At 71.1% G+C, this 19,729-nt stretch carries 15 protein-coding genes; 11 read left to right on the forward strand and 4 right to left on the reverse strand.

The window, feature by feature from the left end; translation table 11 throughout:
* The first annotated feature begins 75 nt into the window (after positions 1-75).
* From ACFVS8_RS13675 to ACFVS8_RS13700, 6 genes are all read left to right on the forward strand, one after another.
* Complete coding sequence (locus ACFVS8_RS13675) at positions 76-1,059, forward strand: carbohydrate ABC transporter permease (protein WP_387063108.1); 984 nt, start codon at positions 76-78, stop codon at positions 1,057-1,059.
* Entirely contained in the window at positions 1,056-2,018 is a 963-nt protein-coding gene (locus ACFVS8_RS13680) for a carbohydrate ABC transporter permease (RefSeq protein ID WP_387063111.1), read from the forward strand. Before ACFVS8_RS13675 ends, ACFVS8_RS13680 begins: the two co-directional genes overlap by 4 nt.
* 65 nt (positions 2,019-2,083) lie before the next feature.
* A complete protein-coding gene (locus ACFVS8_RS13685; RefSeq protein ID WP_387063113.1) occupies positions 2,084-3,376 on the forward strand; it encodes an ABC transporter substrate-binding protein in 1,293 nt (430 codons plus the stop codon).
* A gap of 96 nt (positions 3,377-3,472) precedes the next feature.
* On the forward strand, positions 3,473-5,185 hold the full coding sequence (locus ACFVS8_RS13690) for a hypothetical protein (protein ID WP_387063117.1): 1,713 nt from the start codon (positions 3,473-3,475) through the stop codon (positions 5,183-5,185).
* Between the two features lie 140 nt (positions 5,186-5,325).
* Complete coding sequence (locus ACFVS8_RS13695; RefSeq protein WP_387063120.1) at positions 5,326-7,935, forward strand: ADP-ribosylglycohydrolase family protein; 2,610 nt, start codon at positions 5,326-5,328, stop codon at positions 7,933-7,935.
* 74 nt (positions 7,936-8,009) lie between these two features.
* Positions 8,010-9,182, forward strand: a complete 1,173-nt coding sequence (locus tag ACFVS8_RS13700; RefSeq protein WP_387063122.1) for a hypothetical protein — start codon at positions 8,010-8,012, stop codon at positions 9,180-9,182.
* Between the two features lie 29 nt (positions 9,183-9,211).
* Here ACFVS8_RS13700 and ACFVS8_RS13705 read toward each other — a convergent pair whose 3' ends face one another.
* Positions 9,212-10,834 carry a glycosyltransferase family 39 protein gene (locus ACFVS8_RS13705; protein ID WP_387063125.1) on the reverse strand — a complete coding sequence of 541 codons (1,623 nt, stop codon included), beginning with the start codon at positions 10,832-10,834 and terminating at the stop codon, positions 9,212-9,214.
* 94 nt (positions 10,835-10,928) lie between these two features.
* Between ACFVS8_RS13705 and ACFVS8_RS13710 the strand changes: the two genes are divergently transcribed.
* Positions 10,929-11,651, forward strand: a complete 723-nt coding sequence (locus tag ACFVS8_RS13710) for a M23 family metallopeptidase (RefSeq protein WP_387063127.1) — start codon at positions 10,929-10,931, stop codon at positions 11,649-11,651.
* Between the two features lie 66 nt (positions 11,652-11,717).
* Here ACFVS8_RS13710 and ACFVS8_RS13715 read toward each other — a convergent pair whose 3' ends face one another.
* Positions 11,718-12,662, reverse strand: coding sequence for a DUF1254 domain-containing protein (locus ACFVS8_RS13715; RefSeq protein ID WP_387063130.1), 945 nt, complete (start codon positions 12,660-12,662; stop codon positions 11,718-11,720).
* A gap of 101 nt (positions 12,663-12,763) precedes the next feature.
* Here ACFVS8_RS13715 and ACFVS8_RS13720 point away from each other — a divergent pair, with 101 nt between their 5' ends.
* From ACFVS8_RS13720 to ACFVS8_RS13730, 3 genes are all read left to right on the forward strand, one after another.
* Entirely contained in the window at positions 12,764-13,228 is a 465-nt protein-coding gene (locus ACFVS8_RS13720; RefSeq protein ID WP_387063133.1) for a pyridoxamine 5'-phosphate oxidase family protein, read from the forward strand.
* 386 nt (positions 13,229-13,614) lie between these two features.
* A complete protein-coding gene (locus tag ACFVS8_RS13725; RefSeq protein ID WP_387063136.1) occupies positions 13,615-14,838 on the forward strand; it encodes an RtcB family protein in 1,224 nt (407 codons plus the stop codon).
* Between the two features lie 252 nt (positions 14,839-15,090).
* Positions 15,091-15,570 (forward strand): VOC family protein, encoded by a 480-nt coding sequence (locus ACFVS8_RS13730; protein ID WP_387063138.1) that lies wholly within the window; start codon positions 15,091-15,093, stop codon positions 15,568-15,570.
* A 60-nt stretch (positions 15,571-15,630) separates the two neighbouring features.
* Here ACFVS8_RS13730 and ACFVS8_RS13735 read toward each other — a convergent pair whose 3' ends face one another.
* Entirely contained in the window at positions 15,631-16,494 is an 864-nt protein-coding gene (locus tag ACFVS8_RS13735) for an NAD-dependent epimerase/dehydratase family protein (protein WP_387063141.1), read from the reverse strand.
* A 205-nt stretch (positions 16,495-16,699) separates the two neighbouring features.
* Between ACFVS8_RS13735 and ACFVS8_RS13740 the strand changes: the two genes are divergently transcribed.
* Entirely contained in the window at positions 16,700-18,487 is a 1,788-nt protein-coding gene (locus ACFVS8_RS13740) for a hypothetical protein (RefSeq protein ID WP_387063144.1), read from the forward strand.
* Positions 18,488-18,511: 24 nt separating this feature from the next.
* Here ACFVS8_RS13740 and ACFVS8_RS13745 read toward each other — a convergent pair whose 3' ends face one another.
* A complete protein-coding gene (locus ACFVS8_RS13745) occupies positions 18,512-19,426 on the reverse strand; it encodes a DUF2510 domain-containing protein (protein WP_387063147.1) in 915 nt (304 codons plus the stop codon).
* Positions 19,427-19,729: the final 303 nt, after the last annotated feature.

Here is a 19,729-nt window from a genome sequence, read left to right on the forward strand (position 1 = left end):
AACGATTTCGAACGAACGTCGCGAACGGCTCACCACCAGAACAGATCGAAGGAATCCATGGCAACGGTGCCGGCAATGCCGATCGTCCCGAGCGACGCGAGAGCCCCCGCGGGCTCCCGCGGCGGTCGCCCCCTTCGCGGCTCGCGGTTCAACCGCAGCGCGCACAACGGCTCCCGCAACCGCAACCCGCTGCGAGCCCGCCAACGCGCCGGCCTGCTCTACGTGCTGCCCGCCATCGCGCTCGTCTTGCTGCTGTTCGTGGCGCCCACCATCTGGACCGTCGTCATCTCGTTCTTCGACTATTCGCTGCTCGGCGACCTCACCTTCATCGGCGTCGACAACTACGTGCGGGCGTTCAGCGACCCGGCGCTCTACCGGGCGATCGGCTTCACCACGCTCTACACCGCGGTCGTCACCGCGGTGCTCTTCTTCGTCGGCTTCGGGCTCGCGCTGCTGGTCTCGTCGAAGCGACGCGGTGCCGCGGTCTTCCGCACGGTCTTCGTGGTGCCGGTCGTGATCGGCTTCGCGACGGCCGCCTACATGACGCTCTGGATCCTCGACGGCCGCATCGGCGTGGTGAACGCGGTGCTCGGCCAGCTCGGCGCGATCGAGTCGCCGATCTCGTGGTTCAGCGACTTCGGCCTCGCGTTCACGATCGTGATCGTGCTCGTCGTCTGGAAGACGGTCGGCCTCACGATGCTGCTGCTGATGTCGGGCATGAACGCCATCTCCGAGGACCTCTACGAGGCCGCCGAGCTCGACGGCGCCGGATGGTGGCGCAAGCTCAGCTCCATCACGATGCCGCTCCTGAAGCCGACGATCGCCCTCGTGCTGATCCTCACCGTCATCTCGAGCTATCTCGCGTTCGACCAGTTCTTCATCCTCACGCAGGGCGGACCCGACTCGTCGACGGTCACGGTCGTCTACCTCATCTACCGCGCGGGCTTCATCGACTTCGACCTCGGATACGCCGCAGCACTCAGCGTGATCCTCATGGTGATCCTGCTGCTCCTCACGATCGTGCAGTTCCGCGTGCTCCGGAAGGGAGACGACCAGTGACCGACACGCTCAAGGCCGCGTCGATCGAGGCGATGGACATCGACGAGACGGATGCCGCGGCCGGGCGCACCGCCCCAGCCGAAGCCTCGACCGGCTCGCAGCCCGACCGGCCCGGCCGCAGCGGTCGCCGCCGCAACTTCTGGACCTCGTGGACGTTCTACGTCGTCGCCGGGATCCTCGCCCTGCTCTTCGCCTCCCCGCTCGCCTGGCTGTTCCTCAGCTCGTTCAAGAGCTCGGCGGAGTTCGCGCAGGTGCCGCCGACCTACCTGCCCGAGACCTGGAGCCTCGAGAACTACACGGCGCTCGCCGATGCGGGCCTCTGGACCTACACGCTGAACAGCGTGTTCGCCGCCGCAGGAACCGTGGTGCTCGCGACCGTGCTCTCGACGCTCGCCGGCTACGGGTTCTCGCGCTTCCGGTTCCGCGGATCGGGCGTGCTGTTCATCGTGCTGCTCTCGACGCTGATGATCCCGTTCCAGTCGATCATCCCGGCGCTCTACGCGATCCTCGACTCCCTCGCGCTCACCAACTCGGTGCTCGGCCTGATCCTCGTCTACACGAGCTTCGTGCTGCCGTTCGGCGTCTTCACGATGCGAGCGTCGTTCCAGGCGATCCCGGGCGGCATGGAGGAGGCCGCGATCATGGACGGCGCCTCGAGCTGGCAGACCCTGTGGCGCATCATGGCCCCGATGGTCGTGCCGGGCATGGCGACGGTCGGCATCTTCGCCTTCTTCAACGCCTGGAACGAGTTCCTCGCCGCCCTCATCTTCACCACCCAGCAGGAGTCGTTCACGCTGCCCGTCGCCCTCGCGAACCTGCAGTCCGGCGCCTTCGGCACCTTCGACTGGGGCGTGCTCGAGGCCGGCGCGATCGTCTCGGCCGTGCCCTGCATCCTCGTCTTCCTCCTGCTCCAGCGCTACTACGTCGCCGGGCTCACGGCCGGCGCCGTCAAGGGCTGACCCGCACCACCGCATTGCACACCCGAACCGGCTCACCGCTGAGTCGCTCACAGAAAGGCATTCGGATGCCACGCACCACCGCACGCCGCACCCTCCGCACCGTTGCGATCGGCGCCACCGCGCTCGTCGCCCTCGGCCTCACCGCCTGCGCCTCCGGCGGGGCCGCCGACTCCGTCGAGGGCGACGGCAACGGCCCCGCCACCCTGTGGGTGCGCGCCGCCGACGCTCCACTCGACGAGCAGCTCGTCAAGGCGTGGAACGCCGACAACCCCGACCGCAAGATCAAGCTCGTCGCGATCCCCGACGCCCAGTACGTGCAGAAGTACATCCAGGGTGTGCGCTCGGGCGACGCCCCCGACATCGCCGTCGTCGACGTCGCCAACGCGCAGGCGCTCGTGACCGAGGGGCTGCTCGCCGACATCACGAGCCAGGTCGAGGGCCTCGACTACGCCGACCAGCTCGCTCCGGGAGCGATCGACATCGCGTCGGCCGACGGCAAGATCTACGGCGTCCCGCACCAGCTCGACGTCTCACTGCTGTACTACAACACCGACCTCTTCGAGCAGGCGGGCCTCGACCCGGCCTCGCCCCCGACGAACAGCGAGGAGATCCTCGACGCCGCACGCAAGATCACCGCGCTCGGCAACGACACCTACGGCTTCTACTTCGCGGGCAACTGCGCCGGATGCAACGCCTACGGCACGCTGCCCTGGGTCTGGGCCAACGGCGGCGACGTGCTCGACGAGACCGGCACGCAGGCGACCCTCGACGACCCGGCCGTCGCCGAGACGTTCGACCTCTACCAGACCATGTGGGACGAGGGCCTGATCCCACCGTCGGCCAAGGATGACAACGGCGCCACCTGGGTGACGAGCTTCCAGTCGAACAAGATCGGCATGCTCTCGCTCGGCTCGTTCGGCGTCGGCATCTACGGCGCCGACGACGGCCCCGCGTTCGACGTGACCCCGATCGTGGGCGCCGACGGCGACACCGCGGCCTTCCTCGGCGGCGACGTCGCCGGTGTCTCGGTGAAGGCGAAGAACCCGGGCACGGCCTGGGACTTCATCGAGTGGAGCATGTCCGAGGAGGCGCAGACCGACATCGTCGCCACCGCCGGCTCGCTCGTCGTGCGCAGCGACCTGATCGACAACCCGGTGACCATGGCCGAGCCGCGCCGCGCAAAGGCGAACGAGCTCATCGCGACCGCGCAGGTGCCGAACACGCCGAAGTACAACTCGGTGTTCATCGACGCCACCGGCCCGTTCCTGCAGCTGATCCGCAACTGGGTCTTCGAGGGCCAGGGCGAGGGCGCGATCGAGACCACGCAGTCCGCGTTCGACGAGCGCCTCGGCAACTAGTCCCACCGCGGCGGGCGGGCGAGTCGCCCGCCCGCAGCAACCACCGCACCACCGCACGACCACCCACGACCCATCCTTCGAATCGGAGCACCACCCATGATGGATCTCAGCTTCCGCTGGCCGCACCCGCGGTTCGACACCCCGCTCGGCGCGGTGAGCGTCCGGCTGCACACCTTCGAGAACGCCTACGGCATCGACGCCGACCTCGCGAGCGTCGACACCGACGCCGACGGCGTGCTGCACGTCGAAGCGGCCGGGCTCACCTGGGCCGGCGGTCAGCAGAAGGCCGACGGCAGCCTGTCGCTGACCATGACGTCCACGGCCGACGGCATGCGCATCGACACCGCCGGACACCACGCCGACGGCATCCGCTCGATCGCGGTCACGCTGCACGACCTGTCCACCGGAGACGTCGGCGGCGTGCGCGAGGGGCGCCTCGAGGTGCCCGCGAGCGGGCGCCTGCTGCGCTACCCGAACGGCTGGTTCGACCTCGCGAGCCCGTCGTTCACCGTGGAACCGCGCAGCGGCGCGGCATCCGGTGCTCCTGACGAGGCCGGTTCGCCCGAGGCATCCGCCGCTCCGAATGCGCAGCGACTGCACGTGCGCTCGCTCGACGTGAAGGCCCAGCCGAAGACGTTCGCGTTCATCCCGCACTTCGCCGACCCGGCGACCATGGACCTCGAGCTCATCGTCGAGGTCGACGCGACGACGCCGACCACGACGTTCACGGCGCCCGGCTGGGTCGTCTCGGCGGGCGACCGCGTCGAGCACGCCGTCGTCGCGCACCGCGAGCACGTCGAGGCGGCCTACGGCGTGCGCTCGTGGGAGGAGCGCGACGACGTGCCCGAGTGGATGCGCGAGACCTCGCTCGTCATGACCCTGCACGGGCAGCACTTCACGGGCCGCACGTTCCTCGACTACGACGCGATGCTCGCGTCGATCCGCCACGTGGCCGAGCGCATCGACGGCCGTCGCGTGCTCGCCTACCTGCCCGGCTGGGAGGGCCGGTACTACCGGTTCTACGGCCGGTACGCGGCCGAGCCGACGCTCGGCGGCGAAGAGGGCTTCCGCCGACTCGTCGACGAGGCGCACGCGCTCGGCGTTCGCGTCATGCCGATGTTCGGCGCGAACATCGCCGCCCGCGACGTGCCCGGCTTCGAGCGTTGGGCCGAACCCGGCATCCTGCGTCGCCCGTCGGGCCACCGCGACGCCGGCTCCGTCGACTGGGACGGCTCGCGCCACTACGACTTCGGCGGCGGCGCGCTCATCAACCCGGCGTACGCGCCGTGGCGTGCGCACCTCGTCGAGCAGATCGCGGTGAACCACCGCCGCTACGGCTTCGACGCCACGTTCCTCGACATCACAGCGATGCACGCCAATGACCCCAACGGCGACACGAGCGAGGGCCTGCTCGCCCTCGTGCGCGAGCTGCGCGAGGCGATTCCTGGCCACCTGGTTGCCGGCGAGGCGTGGTTCGACGCGATCGGCGCGGCGACCCCGCTGCTGCAGACCGGTCACCGCGACACTTTGCCGGTCTACCACGACCTGCCCGACGAGGAGCTCTTCACCCGAACCAACCGGTCGTTCGGGCACGTGTGCCTCGGCGACCCGGCGTTCGGCTCCTCGGGTGTTCACGAAGCCGGCTACGTGCACGAGTGGCGCCTGCCCGTGCGCCGCGGCGTCATCCCGACGCTCGGCGTGGTCGACGGCACGATCGCGACCGCACCCGAGCGCGTCGATCTCATCATCGCCGACGCGCACGAGTACGCCGAGCGGTTCCTCACCCCGGCCGACGTCCTGCGCGCCTGACCGGCTCCCTCACGGTCGGGCGGATGCCGCGGCATCCGCCCGACCGTTCCCGCACCCCTTTCGACGCACGACCTGCAGTTCCGATCCACCGCACCTCCCGCACCACCTCCTGCACCGCCCATCTCTCGACGAGGAGCACGATGAAGGCATGGAAACGGCGGGTCGCGATCGTCGCGGCATCCGCACTGGTCACCGCGGCGCTGCCGCTCACGCTCGGCTCGTCGCCGGCACTCGCCGCGACGGTCACGATCTCGAAGGCGACCTACCTCGACAAGACGCTCGCAGGAATCCTGGGGCAGGTCGGCGGGGTCGTCACCGGCTACGAGTTCGCCTCGCCGAATCCCTACCCGACCGACGTCTGCTTCGACCCGGCGAAGGGCCCGTACTCGGGCGATGCGCCGCTCTCGTGCTGGACGCCGAACTCGTACCCAGGGTACGACCGGGTGGGGGCACCCAACTTCGCCTCGAACGAGGTCGGCGGTGACGACGACTACCACGTCGACTTCTTCAATCAGCACATCCTCGACGAGCACGGGCCCGACGCCACGTTCCAGGACATCAAGGACGAGTGGGTCGCCCACGACATCGGCGACTGGGGCCCCGGTGAGGTGGCGAACGCCGCGATGCGTACCGACGGACTCATCCCGCCGCTCACCGGCTACGCCGAGAACAACCGTTTCTCGTGGCTGACCGAGGCCTACATCGAGAACGACACGATCGGCATGGTCGCACCCGGCATGCCCGAGACGGCGCGCGACCTCACGGCGAAGTTCGCCTCGGTCACGACGCAGGGCGACTCGGTCGTCTGGGCCGAGCTGTACGGGGCGATGTACTCGCTCGCGTACACGGCGACCGACATCCGCGACGTGCTCGCCGAGGCGTCGAAGACGCTGCCGCGCAACGGCTGGCCCTACCAGGTCTACGAGAAGGTCGTGGCGCTGCACGAGCAGAACCCGACCGACTGGCGGTGGGCGCAGGGCCAGCTCATGGCGTTCGTGCGCGACGTCTACGCGCAGGACAATGCGCAGGCGCTCCCCGACCGCAACAACGGCTCGTTCATCATCTCGATCCTCTACGGAGGCAACGACTACCTGACCACGCTGAAGATCGCGTCGCTCATCGGCAACGACGCCGACTGCACGGCCTCGGGGGTGGCCGGAATCCTCGGCATCATCAAGGGCATGGGCGGCACGCCGCAGGCCTTCAAGGACGTGATCTACCAGAACGGCAACGGTCGCTACATCAACGACCTGACCACGGGGTTCCCGCCGAACATCAAGAACGACTACCCGCGCAGCCAGTCCTGGGACTCGCTCGCCCAGCTCTACCTCGCGAATGCGAGCGACCAGGTCGTCGCCCGCGGCGGATCGCAGGATGCCACGAACCTCTACGTGAACCAGCAGACGCTGCAGCCGCCCGCGGTCGTGCTCATCGACAACGCCGACTTCGAGCGCGGCACGATCGACGGCTGGACCAAGTGGACCTCCGCCACCGACACGGGCAGCCCCAACGCGTTCGCCGAGCAGAACGGCACCGCGCAGTCGGGCAAGTGGAAGGGCACGGTCTTCACGGATGCCGCGATCGACCAGGTGCGCCTGTCGACGACGGTGCGGGGCCTGACCGCCGGCGCGACCTACCGGGTGCGCGCGTACGTGCAATCCGACCAGGCCGCGCGCCTCTACGTCAGCGGATTCGGGGGAACCGAGCTGTACCAGTCGGTCGTCGGCTCGTACGTGAACGCCAACCACCAGTGGGTCGTGCGCAGCGTCGAGTTCACGCCGACCGGAAGCTCGGCCGAAGTCGGGCTGCACATGCCGTCGGGTCCCGACGGGTTCGCCGCGATCGACGATCTCGTCGTCGAACGGATCACGGCGCCGACCACGGTCGTCGCGCAGGCCGAGAGCGGTTCGACCGTGGGCGGCACGACGAGCACCTCGGCCTCGGCATCGGGCGGGTCGTACGTCGGCGGGCTCGACGACACCGGCGATTACGTGCAGGTCTCGGTTACCGTGCCGACGGCCGGCGAGTATCGCGCGAGCGTGGCCTACGCGAACGCGTACTCCGCGCCCGGTCGGCTCGCGCTCGCGACGAACGGGGCGGCGAAGGCGACGATCCCGTTCCCGCGCACCGAGTCGTGGGGCACCTTCTCGCGGAACGTCGTGAACGTGCCGGTCGTGCTGAACGCCGGCGCGAACACCATCCGCCTGACGAAGCCGGCGGGCGGCGGATTCGTCGAGCTCGACGCGATCACGGTCTCGTCTGAGCCTCAGGTGGTCACTTCGCCGATCACCGAGATCGCCGTGGTGAACGCGGGATTCGAGTCTGGCGGTGCCACGCAGAACCCGGCGTCGTGGTCGACCTGGGCCGGCACCGCCGGCACGAGCGGCGATGCCGACTTCTCTGAGGCGGGCGGCTTCGCGGGCGGCTACCGACTGACCCACGCCAAGGGTTCGGCGCATCAGGTATTCACCGAGCAGACCCTCAGCGGGCTGGCGAACGGCACCTATACAGTGACGGCCTGGTCGGTCGGCGGCGGAGACCAGTCGAGCGCGTTCCTGTCGGTGAAGGGCTATGGAACCTCGGTGCCCGAACTGACCTCGCGCGCGTCGACCCTCGGATGGCCCGAGTGGCGACGGCTCTCGGTGAGCGGCGTCCAGGTGACGAACGGCCAGCTCACGCTCGGCATGTACACCGACTCGGCCGGCGGCACTTGGTCGTCGTACGACGCCGTTCGCGTCTGGCGTCAGTAGGGGCTCGAGCCGCCGGGTCGAACACCGGCCCGGCGGCTCTGTCGGCGATAGCCCGGCGGGAGTACTGTGCGCGCATGGGTTTCGCCGACGCCGCGCTGCCGCTCCTGTCGTTCCTCGCCGCACTGGTCGCGGCGCTGGCCGTCGGATCGATCGTGCTCGGGTGGCTGCGCACCCCCGGCGACGACCTGTTCACGGCGACCGACCCGCTCACGGTGGGGCTCGGCGCGGTCGCGTTCGTGTCGGGTTCGGCGGCCGCCAGGTGGCTCGCGGCGGCGGTGCTGCAGCTCGCGGTCGAGGGCGTGCTCGTGATCCGCGACGAGCGCGAGTCCGGCGAGGCTGGGCACCCGTCGGCGCGCCGCATCCACCTCGGACTCGTGAGCGGTGATCCACGCACCGCCGGAGGGATCGACGACGAGCGGGTCTTCGCCGACGGACTCATGGTCGCCGTGTTCTCGCCCGCGAACACGGGAGGGTCGACGCAGTTGCGACCGGGGGCCGTCATCGACGTCGACCGCGTCGTGCCGGGGAACGTCGTGCTGCAGTCCATCACGCGTGCGCGCTTCGACGATGCGGCGGTCACGTACCGCGAACCCAAGCCGCGGATCCGCCTGCGGGTGGCGACGGTCGCCGGGCTGATCGGCCTCGCCCTCGGCCTGCTCGGGCTCCTGCTGCCCGACGAGACCTCGCGGTCGGTCGTCTGGAGCTCGGCGATCATCGCCGCGCTCGCGCTCGCCGTGCGTGCGGTGCTGCCTCGGTTCATCCCCCTGAATGCGGCAGGAGTCAAGCTGCGCACGCGCTCGAACGAGTTGCACGCGTCGCTCGGTGAAGCCGGCCCGGCTGCCGAGGAGCTGCTGCCGTGGGCGGTGCTGTTCGACGAGGCATCCGTCATCGACCGCTTCGCCGCCCGGGCCGAGGCCGAGCGGCGCGCACCGGACTGGTATCACGCCACCGCGCCGTTCTCGGCCGAGCGGTTGGCCTCGTGCCTGGCCGTGCTCGTCGCCGAACTGTCGCAGCCGATCCGCATCGCGGGGGGCTTCTTCGCCCGCGCCGACGACTCCAGGTTCGGCCTGCCGCTCATGTACGACACGAAGGGGTTCGGCGGCGGATACCTCGCGGGCGGCGAGCCGGGCGCGTGGGGCAGCGGCGGCGGATTCGGCAGCGGGTACGACGGCGGGGGCTTCGACGGAGGCGGCGGGGGGTTCGACGGCGGCGGCTTCGGCGGAGGCGACGGAGGCGGCGGCAACTGAGTCGCACCATGCGGCGTGCGGTGGCGACCTCAGCTGAGGTGCGCGAGCCGTGGCCAGAGCTCGTCCCAGCCGGTGTGCCGGCCGGTGCAGAGCGTGATGGGCACGCCCTGCTCCTCGTTGTCGACGTCGAGCCCGTTGTCGAGGCGGTCGAGCGTGGTGCACGAGGCGAAGTCGCCGGCGACCCGGCGCGACAGTTCGCCGACGAAGACGACGTCGGTCGCGGCATCCGACGGCCTGGCCTGGAACCCGAGCGCGTTGTGCCCGCTGTAGACGGCGTCGGGGTCGAGCCCGTGATCGGGTCCGTACCGCGCGATCGCGCCGGCCTCGCCGTAGTTCGAGGTGATCACCACGGGTGCGGATGCCGCCTCGGCGCCGTCGCCCGCACCGGCACCGTCGACGACCGCCGCGACCTGCGCGACGTACGCCGGCCAGCCGATCGAGTCGCCGACGGTCTGGTTCATGGCGGCGAACGGGCTCGCGCCCACGAGCGGGAGCGGCAGCAGCGGCAGGGCGATGAGCGCGGAGACGAGGGCGTTCAGCGCGATGCCCGCCCAGACGAGCACGCGTCGTCCGGTCGTTCGCATCCACTCGGCCGTCGGCACGGCGCCGAGCGCGAGCAGCACCTCGACGACGCCGATCGGGTAGTACGGCTGCGCCCCGCCCGCGATCGTCGCGAGCACGACGACCGCGAACGCAACGGCGAGCACCCTGATCGGGCGCCATCCGGGGCGCCGGAACAGTCCGACGAGCCCCGCGATCCAGATCGGCACGAGCGGCGGGCCCGCGAGCAGCAGCAGGAACGGCAGGGTCAGCACGCGCCCCTCGCCGTCGGAGTCCTCGGCCAGAGCGGCGCCCATGCGCAGCTGCGGCAGGTCGTTCGCGACCTGGTAGGCGAGGTTCGGCAGGGCGACGACGACCGCGATGCCGACGCCCGCCCACGGCCATCCCGACCGCAGCACCCGCCACGGCCCGACCGCGAGCAGTCCGATGCCGATGCCCGCGACGAGCAGCACCACGAGCAGCTTGTTGTACGTCGCGAGGCCCGTGACGAGTCCGACGGCGAGCCACCAGCGGCCGGCGTCGCGTCCGCCGCGCAGCAGGGCTCGCATCGTGAACAGGGCGACGAGCGGCCACGCCACGAGGTCGACCGAGGCGGTGAGCAGCACGTGCCCGAACACCATCGGGAACGAGGCGGATGCCGCGGCCCACGCCGCGACCGACTGCGCGCGCCGCCCGCCGCCGGCCTCGCGTGCGATGAGCGCGAGCACGAGCACCGCGGCGACGGCGGCGAGCACCGCGGGGATGCGCAACACCCACGGCTCGTCGACGACCGAGGTGATCGTGCGCGCGAGCCACGGCGTGAACGGCGGCTGGTCGACGTACCCCCACGCCGGATCGAGCATGCGGAAGTAGAGCTCGTCGCGGTGGAACCCGTACCACTGGCTCGTCGCGCCGAGCAGCACCGCGAGGGCCGCCATCGCGCCGAACACCGGTCCGCGCGCGAGCGGGGCGAGGCGTTCGGCCCGGGGCGTTCCGGCGCGGGTGTCGGCATCGGCGCCGACGCGGTCGGCATCGGGGGCATCGCGGATGTCGCGCCCCGGCGCTTCGCTCGACGGTCGCGTCGGTGCGTGCCCGCCCGCGGCCTCCGACATGCGGCTCACCCTAGCGGCGCCACCGGATGCCCGCGAGGACCGATCCGCCTCGCGAGGGAGGCGGCGCGCCGCTCGCCCGGGTACCGTGCGACGCATGCATGCCGAACTGCGCGACGCGATCGTGGTCGACTTCCCCCTGCGGGGCGAGGGCTGGATGGCCGTCACCACGCCCGCGCACCGCGTGCCGAGCCACGGCACCGACATGCTCGGGCAGCGCTTCGCGTACGACTTCGTGAAGGTCGACGGGCGTCGCGGCGTGCATGTGCACCCGGCGTCGGCGTGGCAGACCGAGACGTTCGGCGGCCGCGCACGCGACTGCTACGCGTGGGGCCAGCCGGTGCACGCGCCGTTCGCCGGCGTCGTGGTCGCGGCATCCGACGGCGTGGCCGAACGCGAGTGGGTGAACCCGTTCCGCGAGTTCTTCCTCGCGGCGCGGAACGCCGTCACCTTCACGCCCGAGAAGCTCAGGTCGATCCTCGGCAACCACGTGCTGATCAGGGGCGAGGTCGCCACGGCGGGTGCGGAGCGCGGCCCCGGGCGACGCGAGGTGTTCGCCGGCTTCGCCCATCTCGTGCCCGGGTCGGTGGCCGTGGCATCCGGTCAGCGCGTCGAGGTCGGCGACGTGCTCGGGCGAGTCGGCCACACGGGCAACTCGACCTCGCCGCACCTGCACTTCCAGCTCATGGACGGGCCCGACCTCATGACCGCGAAGGGCCTGCCGTGCGCGTTCCGCGCGTACGAGGTCGAGCAGGGCGGCGCGTGGCATCCGGTGACCGACGGCGTGCCCGGTCGGCGCGAGCGGCTGCGCTCGACCTGACGCGCGGGTGCGGCATCCGCCTGCTCGAGGAGCGGATGCCGCGGCGCGCCGTTCCCCGGCCGGCGCCTACGCGACCGGCGCGACCGCCGGGAACGTCCAACTGCCGTCGGCGACCTCGGGATGCGGGCGGTAGTACCGCACGAGGTAGTTCCAGCCCTCCTTGATGCCGAGTCGGTTCGGGCGGCCGTCGTCGGGTCCGCCGAAGTGGATCGTGACGGTGCCGTGGTCGTTGCGCGCAGCGGTGACGCTGTTCACGCTCACCAGCCCGCCGTCGACCTCCTCGAAGTACCCCTCGGCGTTGTAGAGGGAGACCGACCAGAAGGCGTCGGTCGGCACGTCGCCCACCGTGAGCGCGTAGGCGCCGACCGGCAACCGGGGCTCGACGTTCACGTAGAACGCCTCGGACTTGGGCAGCCCGCCCCATCCGGCCGCCGTGCCGATGAGGTGGCGAACCGGGTCGACGTCGGCGGCCGCGCCGAACGCCCCGGCGAATCCGCTGAGCCCGCGCGCGAGCGTGAGCAGCGCGGTGCGGGTCTCGTCGAAGCTCGCGGTGTCGTAGTCGGGAAGCACGAACGGCTCGGCGGCGCCGGCCTCGACGGCGAATCCGTCTTGGAGGGCGTTCACGGCCGCGACATCCGCGGGGTCGGCAGGGTCGACGAGGATCCGCACGGCGAGCAGCACGTACCGCGAGCCGAGGTCGTCGGCGTGCAGGCGGTGCTCGCCCGGGTCGCGCAGCACGACCGGGATGTAGTGGTCTTCAGTGACGACCATGACCGACAGGTACCGGCCGCCGCTGTCGGGGATCGTGAGCGTCGCGCCCGCCGAGGCGTCGAGCAGGTACGTGCTGTAGAGCGTGTCGCGATTCTGCCGGATCACGGGCTGCTGGTCGAGCGGCGTCGGCTCGCGGAAATGCTGCCAGCGGCCCACCCCTCCGGCGTTCGCGGCGAGCGCGGCGAACATCCTCGCGGTCTCGGCGTGTGCGAAGTTGTCGACGTCGACGTGCTCTGCCATCGGTGGTCCCCCCGGATCGTGAACGGTAGCGACGTCCAGCCTATTGCCGCCGCGCCGCCGGCGCCCCGAGCGCTCGCGACTGCGTCTGGTAGCCATGGGGCATGGCCACCGATGCATCTTCGTCGCCCGTGGCGGCCTCCGCCCGGCGGATCCTCGACGCGAACGCCTACTTGACCCTCGCGACGGCCGACGCCGCCGGTCGGCCGTGGGCGACGCCCGTGTGGTTCGCCGTGCGCGACCTGCGCGAGTTCGTGTGGGTCTCGCGCCCCACGCGTCGCCACTCCGACAACATCGCCGCCCGCGCCGAGGTCGCGATGACCGTCTTCGACTCGACGACCCCTGTCGGCGACGCGACCGCGGTCTTCGCCGAGGCACTCGCCGAGCCTGTGCCCAACGACGCGCTCGACGAGGCGCTCGCCGTGTACAACGCGCGCTGCGCGGCGACCGGCCTGCGCCCGTGGGCGATCGGCAGCGTCACGGGCGCCGCGCCGCACCGCCTGTTCCACGCGATCGCCTCGCAGGTGTGGGTGCTCGACGAGCGCGAGGACCGCGTCCCGGTCTTCTGAACGAGCGGATGCCGCGGCGCGGCGTCGACCCGCGAGGGCGGCGTCCGCGAGAAACCGTTGACCCCGCGGCATCCGCACCGCTAGTGTTCGAAGGCTGCGCAGTCCGCGCGGCATCCCCGGAGCCTGGAAGGAAGGTCGGCCATGAGCACGCAGCTGCAGCGCCTGAGCAAGCCCGCCTTCGTCGAGCCCGCATCCGAGCCGCGCACCATGCGCGACCTCAATCGCGAACTCGACCAGGCTCTCGAGCCGGCACCCTGACGCCGCGGCATCCGCCGTTCTCCGTCACCCCGTGCCGCTCGAGGCCCGGGGTGTTTTCTTGTCTGCGCGCGCGACGAGACCCTCGGGCCCTCGGAACCATCGCAATGCGAACCAGACAGGAAAGGACCATGGAGAAGATCTCCGACCGGCTCGTCTCGTGGGCGAGCCTGATCGACGAGCAGACCGTCGAGCAGGCCCGCACGTCGTCGACCATGCCGTTCATCTACCCGCACCTCGCGCTCATGCCCGACGCCCACCTGGGCCTCGGCGCGACCGTGGGATCGGTCATCCCGACCCTCGGGGCGATCATCCCCGCGGCCGTCGGCGTCGACATCGGCTGCGGCATGATCGCCGTGCAGACGCAGTTCGAGGCATCCGACCTCCCGGCCGACCGGCGGGAGGTGCGGGAGCAGATCGAGCGCGCCATCCCGCTCTCGGCCGGACGCCACAACCGCAAGGTCGTCGCGACCGCCGAGCCCAGGGTGGCCGAGCTCGAGGCACTCGCCGAGACGAAGGGCTTCGACCCGGCGAAGTACGCAGGCAACTGGCGCGAGCAGCTCGGCACGCTCGGCAGCGGCAACCACTTCATCGAGGTCTCGCTCGACGAGGACGACCGGGTGTGGCTGTTCCTGCACTCGGGCAGCCGGGGCGTGGGCAACAAGATCGCGCAGCACCACATCGGGGTCGCCAGGCGGCTCGCCAAGCTGGGCCCACGCGACCGAGGCTCCGCGCAGCGCGAAGCGATGCGTGGAGAGGAGCGGGGATGGTGGATCGACCTGCCGCACCCCGACCTCGCCTACCTCGTCGAGGGCTCGCCCGAGTTCACGACGTACATCCGCGAGCTCCGCTGGGCGCAGCACTTCGCGCTCCTCAACCGCGAGGAGATGATGGACCGTGTGATCCGGCAGGTGTCGGAGTGGGTGGGCACACCCGTCGAGGAGCGGGCGCGCATCAACTGCCACCACAACTTCACCGAGAGCGAGGAGCACTTCGGCACGCGGGTCTGGGTGTCGCGCAAGGGCGCCATCCAGGCGGATGTCGGACGGCTCGGCCTCGTGCCAGGGTCGATGGGCACCGCGTCGTACGTCGTCGAGGGCCTCGGCGACAAGATGTCGCTCAACTCGTCGCCGCACGGCGCCGGGCGGGAGTACTCGCGCACGAAGGCGCGGCAGACCTTCACGCACGAGCAGCTGCGCGAGGCCATGGTCGGCATCGAGTACCGCGACACCGACGCGTTCCTCGACGAGATCTCGCAGGCCTACAAGCCGATCGACCGGGTCATGGCCGACGCAGCGTCGCTCGTGAAGGTTCGGCACACGCTGCGCCAGATCGTGAACGTGAAGGGCGACTAGGTCATTCGGGCCGGTTCGGGCCGGGTGGGCGGATGTCGCGGCTCACACGCTCGGCAGCGTACAGGTCGCGGCATCCGCCGTTCCGATATCCGTATGCCAGTTCCGCCTCATCAGTGAGGCAGAACTGGCATACCCGCAGCGCGACCACCCGCCCGTCGTGCCGGCCGCCCCGGTGCATGGCCGACTGGCTCAACCCTTTCGGCGGTCAGCGGTCGGCAGTACCGTCGACCGACCGGATGCGAAGGAGCCCCCATGCCCACGACCGCCATGACCTGCCTGCTCATCGAGGGGCCGCTCGACGAGATGGCCGAGTTCTACGTCTCGCTCGTGCCCGACTCGGCCGTGCTGAGCGTCGAGCGATGGCCCGAGGGCTCCGAACGCGCGGGCGAGCCGCTCGCCGTCGACTTCACGGTCGCGGGCGCGCCGTTCCAGCTGATCGCCGGTGGTCCGGATGTGGCGCTCACGCAGGTCGTCTCGATCAAGCTCGAGGTCGACACGCAGGCCGAGATCGATCGGCTCCGGGACGCACTGCTCGCCGACGGCGGCGAACCGAGCCAGTGCGGCTGGCTCACCGACCGCTACGGCCTCTCGTGGCAGCTCATCCCGCGCGGATTCACCGAGCTCATGTCCACGACGGATGCCGCTCTGAAGCAGGAGCTCTTCGCCGCCATGCTCACCATGAGCAAGCTCGAGATGCCCGTCTTCGACGCGATCGCGGCCGGTCGCAGCTGACGCCGGACGCCCGGACCGCCGCCGCAGTCACGGTTGGGCCGGCAGCGCGACCCTCGACAGCTACCAGGTTCCGCCGAGCGGGTGCGCCTCGTCGGTGAAGGCGCCGCCGACCGGGCCGCCGGCCGCGGGCGGTGTCGTCTCGAAGCCGCGCGCACGGACGATCGCGAACCCGTCGTCCTGCGGTTCGAAGCCGATCGCGCGGCCGGCCGTGAGGTCGCAGACACCGGGGGAGTTCGCCGAGACGCCCCACACGATGTGGTGGCGGCCGTCGTCGAGCGCGAGCGCCGCCTCGACGAGTCGGGCTGCGTCGCCCGGCGAGAACCAGTGGGCGAGCCCGTGGCGCGGGTCGGGTTCGGCGGCGAACGCGCAGATGCGTGCCGAGACGATGCTGAGCCCGTACCGGTCGGCGTAGACGCTGCCGAGCGCCTCGACGGCGGCCTTGCTCACGCCGTAGAACGTGTCGGGGCGCGGCACCAGCACCGGGGTCGCGGCGACGTCTGAGACATCCGCGAATCCGACCGCGTGCACGCTGCTCGCGAGCAGCACCCGGGTCGCCCCGCCGAGCCGCGCGGCCTCGAGCACGCGCTGGGTGCCGTCGATGTTCGCGTGCAGGATCTCGGCCCACGGCCGCTCCGACGACTGTGCGGCGAGGTGCACCACGGCGTCGACCCCGTCGAGGGCCGAGCGGATGCCGTGCTCGTCGTCGATCGACGCCCGCACGAGTTCGATGCGGTCGGCCATGCCGGTGACGTCCGAGCCACCGCCCGCGTCAGCCCACGGTCCGTCTTCGACGTGCTCGGGCAGGTCGGTATCGATGAGGCGGAGCACCCGGCCGGGCCGATCGAGCAGCGGAACGAGGTGGCGCCCGATGCGTCCGGAGGCACCGGTGATCGCCACGATGTCGGGTCGGTCGGGCTGGGGCATAGGTCGATCTTGGAGCGCTGGCAGCGTTTTGTCGACGGTCAGGTCGAGGCTGACGTCGACGGCGGTCGCAGCGCAGGTCGCGGCGCGGATCACGGCCTGAATCGCACCGTGGATCGCACGGCTGAGCGGGCGCACGGTTCACTGCCCGATCGGGCAGACCGGGCGCGCCTGCGCGGGCGCGGAGTTAGCGTCGGAGTCAGAAGGAGTGAGCGGGCGAGCCCCGGCTCGCCTGCACGCGCACATGCGGCATCGCAAGGTCACCGACGAAGACCCGGACGACGCCGGACGGCACCCCGCACACGGCCGGCCGGCGCAGGCCGTGCTGCCCGCGGCATCCGTGGTTCCGGCGCAAGATCACGCGCCCGTCACGCTCGCCGACGTGCAGCGCACGGCCGGCAATCGCGTGGCGGCGGGGCTTGTGGCATCCGATTCCGTGTCAGCCGGGGGTGCCGGCGGGCTCGTGCGCCTGCAGCGCCAGCCGACCGATGCCGGGGTCGAGGAGGATGCCGGCTCGGGCGCCGACGCGGGCGTGACGCAGACCCCGCAGACTCCCCAGACGCAAGGCACGCAAGGCACGCAGGGCACGCAGGGCACGCAGGGCACCCAGACGCCCCAGACCGCGCCCGGCCAGGCGCAGGCCGCGCCGGTCGACACCGACACGACGGATGTCGCGTACCCGCCCGCGCGGCCGAGCCTCACCGTCACCCGCGGCACCCCGGTCGTCGTGGCCGGCGCGGCGCCGCCCGCCGCGGAGGTCGCGCCCCCGCACGGCATCGACACGACCGTCGAGTTCTGGGGCGTCGCCGGGGTGGCGACCTACGTCGACGTGCTGGTCGACGGCTGGCGGGCGCGCCGTGCCGCCGCCGGGCAGACGACGGATGTCGCGGGCACGCGCGCCTCGTTCGTCACCGACTTCGACGAGACCATGCAGGGCTGGTACAAGCGCAGCACCTTCAGCACCCCGTTCGCGGGCATCGACGCGGCGATGCTGCGCAAGCTCAACGCCGAGAAGGCGAAGCTCACCCGGGCGATCGCCGCGCGTCGCGTCGTCGAGAACGGCAAGCGTCGCGTGCTCACGCCGGCCGAGCGCAGCGCCACCCTCGAGGCCGAGCTCGTGGTGTACCGGCAGTACATCATCGACAGCGTGAACTCGCACCTGACCCAGGGAGCCTGGGGGTGGATGCTCGAACGACGCGAGCACCTCGACTTCGTCACAACGACGCAACGCGGGGTGCGCGAGCTGCGCAACTTCGCGCCTGGCGCGCTGCCGAACGTCGACGCCGTCGCGCTCGTGCGCGGCCAGTTGGCGGCGCGCAACCGGTCGCTCACCGATCGCGAGCGCGCACGGGCCATCGCGCAGGCCGAGTCGGCGCTGCGTCGGCGCCTGCGCGATCCGAAGGCGACTCTGGATGCCGCGGCCGAGGAACAGGCGGTCGTCGCCGCCGAGACGCGCAAGTTCGGAGGGCAGGGCGCGGTCGACGCCGCGGTGCGCACGGCCGCGATCGCGATCGAGGAGCGCGGATGGGAGAACGTGCGCGAGCTCGACCAGAACGGGCGGCCCGTTTGGGGCCCGGTGTGGGACCGGAACAGCATCGGCGTCATGACGAACACGGCGATCTTCGTGCTCTTGCTCATCGACGCCTACGGCACGGGCTTCACGGCGAGCAACTACGGCGGTCACGGCGGCGGGGGGTTCGAGGGACGCGGGCGCTCGCTCGACCTCACGATCCCGCAGCGCCGGGCCGACGGGTTCTTCGACGCAGCGCAGGCGATCTCGTTCGCGCTCGCGATCGACCGGGCGGCCTCGGCGGTCGGCGTCGAGTGGCGGGTCATCTACGACGACTTCTCGGTGGCCCGTGCCGTCAACGAGCGTCTCGGCCAGCGTCGCATCATCGAAGTCGCGAACACCAGCCGCAACCGCACGGGCGACATCACGAACATCAACTGGCACGGCCCGCTCGTGACGCACTTCCACCTGGACCTGGCGTTCTGAGGCGCACGGCCCGTTCGGCGGGCCCTACTGCAGGTTCGTGAAGATCGCGTCCTCGTAGTCGAAGTTCGGCGAGATCTGCATGGTCAGCGAGTTCGGGTCGGCGACCGACCAGGCCTCCTGCCACGTCACCGACTCGCCGGGCAGCACCACCGTGGTCGGCGGAACGCCGATCTGGGTGCCGTCGGGCGGCACGTCGAAGATCTGGCTGGCCTCCTGCCCGGCCGACGAGAGGCGCGAGAACACGACCGGCTCGAAGTTCTCGGTCGTGTCGTTCGTGATCGTGAGGGTGAACACCAGGTTCGCCGCCAGGTCGGCGCCCGCGGCGAACTCGGTCGGAGTGTAGGCCTCCGGTGCGCTGACGGTCAGCTCGAGCCCGTTCTCCCACGCCCAGGTCTCGCCGAACGCGAGGGTCTCGCTCGCGGGCGGCGGTTCTTCATCTGCGGGTTCCTCCGAGGCATCCGCTTCTTCGGATGCCTCTGCGATGGCGCTCGGCAGTTCGTCGACGGCTTCGTTGATGGTGACCGACGCGACGAGGAAGAACACCACGATTCCGGCGATGGTGCCCAGAATCGACACGATGAGGGCGGTGATCGCCGCCCACTTCGCGCCGCGCATGAACAGCCCGACGATCGCGAGCACGAACGCGATCGGCAGCAGCACCCAGCCGACGACGAAGGCGAACGGAATGCACGCGAAGACGAAGCCGACGGCGGCCACCACGAGCGCGATGATGCCGAGCACGTGCGGCTTGCCCTTGCCGCCGGGCGGCGTCGCGCCGGGTGGCGTCGCGGTTCCGGATGCCGCCGCCGGTTCGGCCGCACCGGCCGGTTCGGTCGGTGCGAATCGGTCGGTCCACTGCTGGCCGTCCCAATAGCGCTGACAGCCACTGCCGTCGTCGTACCACCCGGCCGGCGTGCCGGTGTTCGTCGGATCGCTCATCGGTTCCCCCTCGAGGTGCGACGCCACGTGCGACGCGTGTCTGCCTGCGCAGCCCGTCGCTACGCGCATCGTAGGGCGGGGCCGGCCTCGCCCGCCGGGCCGATCGGTTGCCCGAATGGGCCGACGCTGCCTCGACTGCACGAAATCGCGTATGCCAGTTGCGCCTCATCGATGAGGCGCAACTGGCATACGCCACGGCGGAGACCCACCGAGTGTCCGGCGAGCGACCGTGTGCCGTCGTGAACCCACTCGGGCAAGAGTGTCGATCGGCGCCGACTTCGGTCGTCATCGGAGTGAGGGCCG

Origin of the sequence: Agromyces sp. NPDC058110 (assembly GCF_042884735.1) — a bacterium.
In the GTDB taxonomy this organism is placed as follows: Bacteria; Actinomycetota; Actinomycetes; order Actinomycetales; family Microbacteriaceae; genus Agromyces.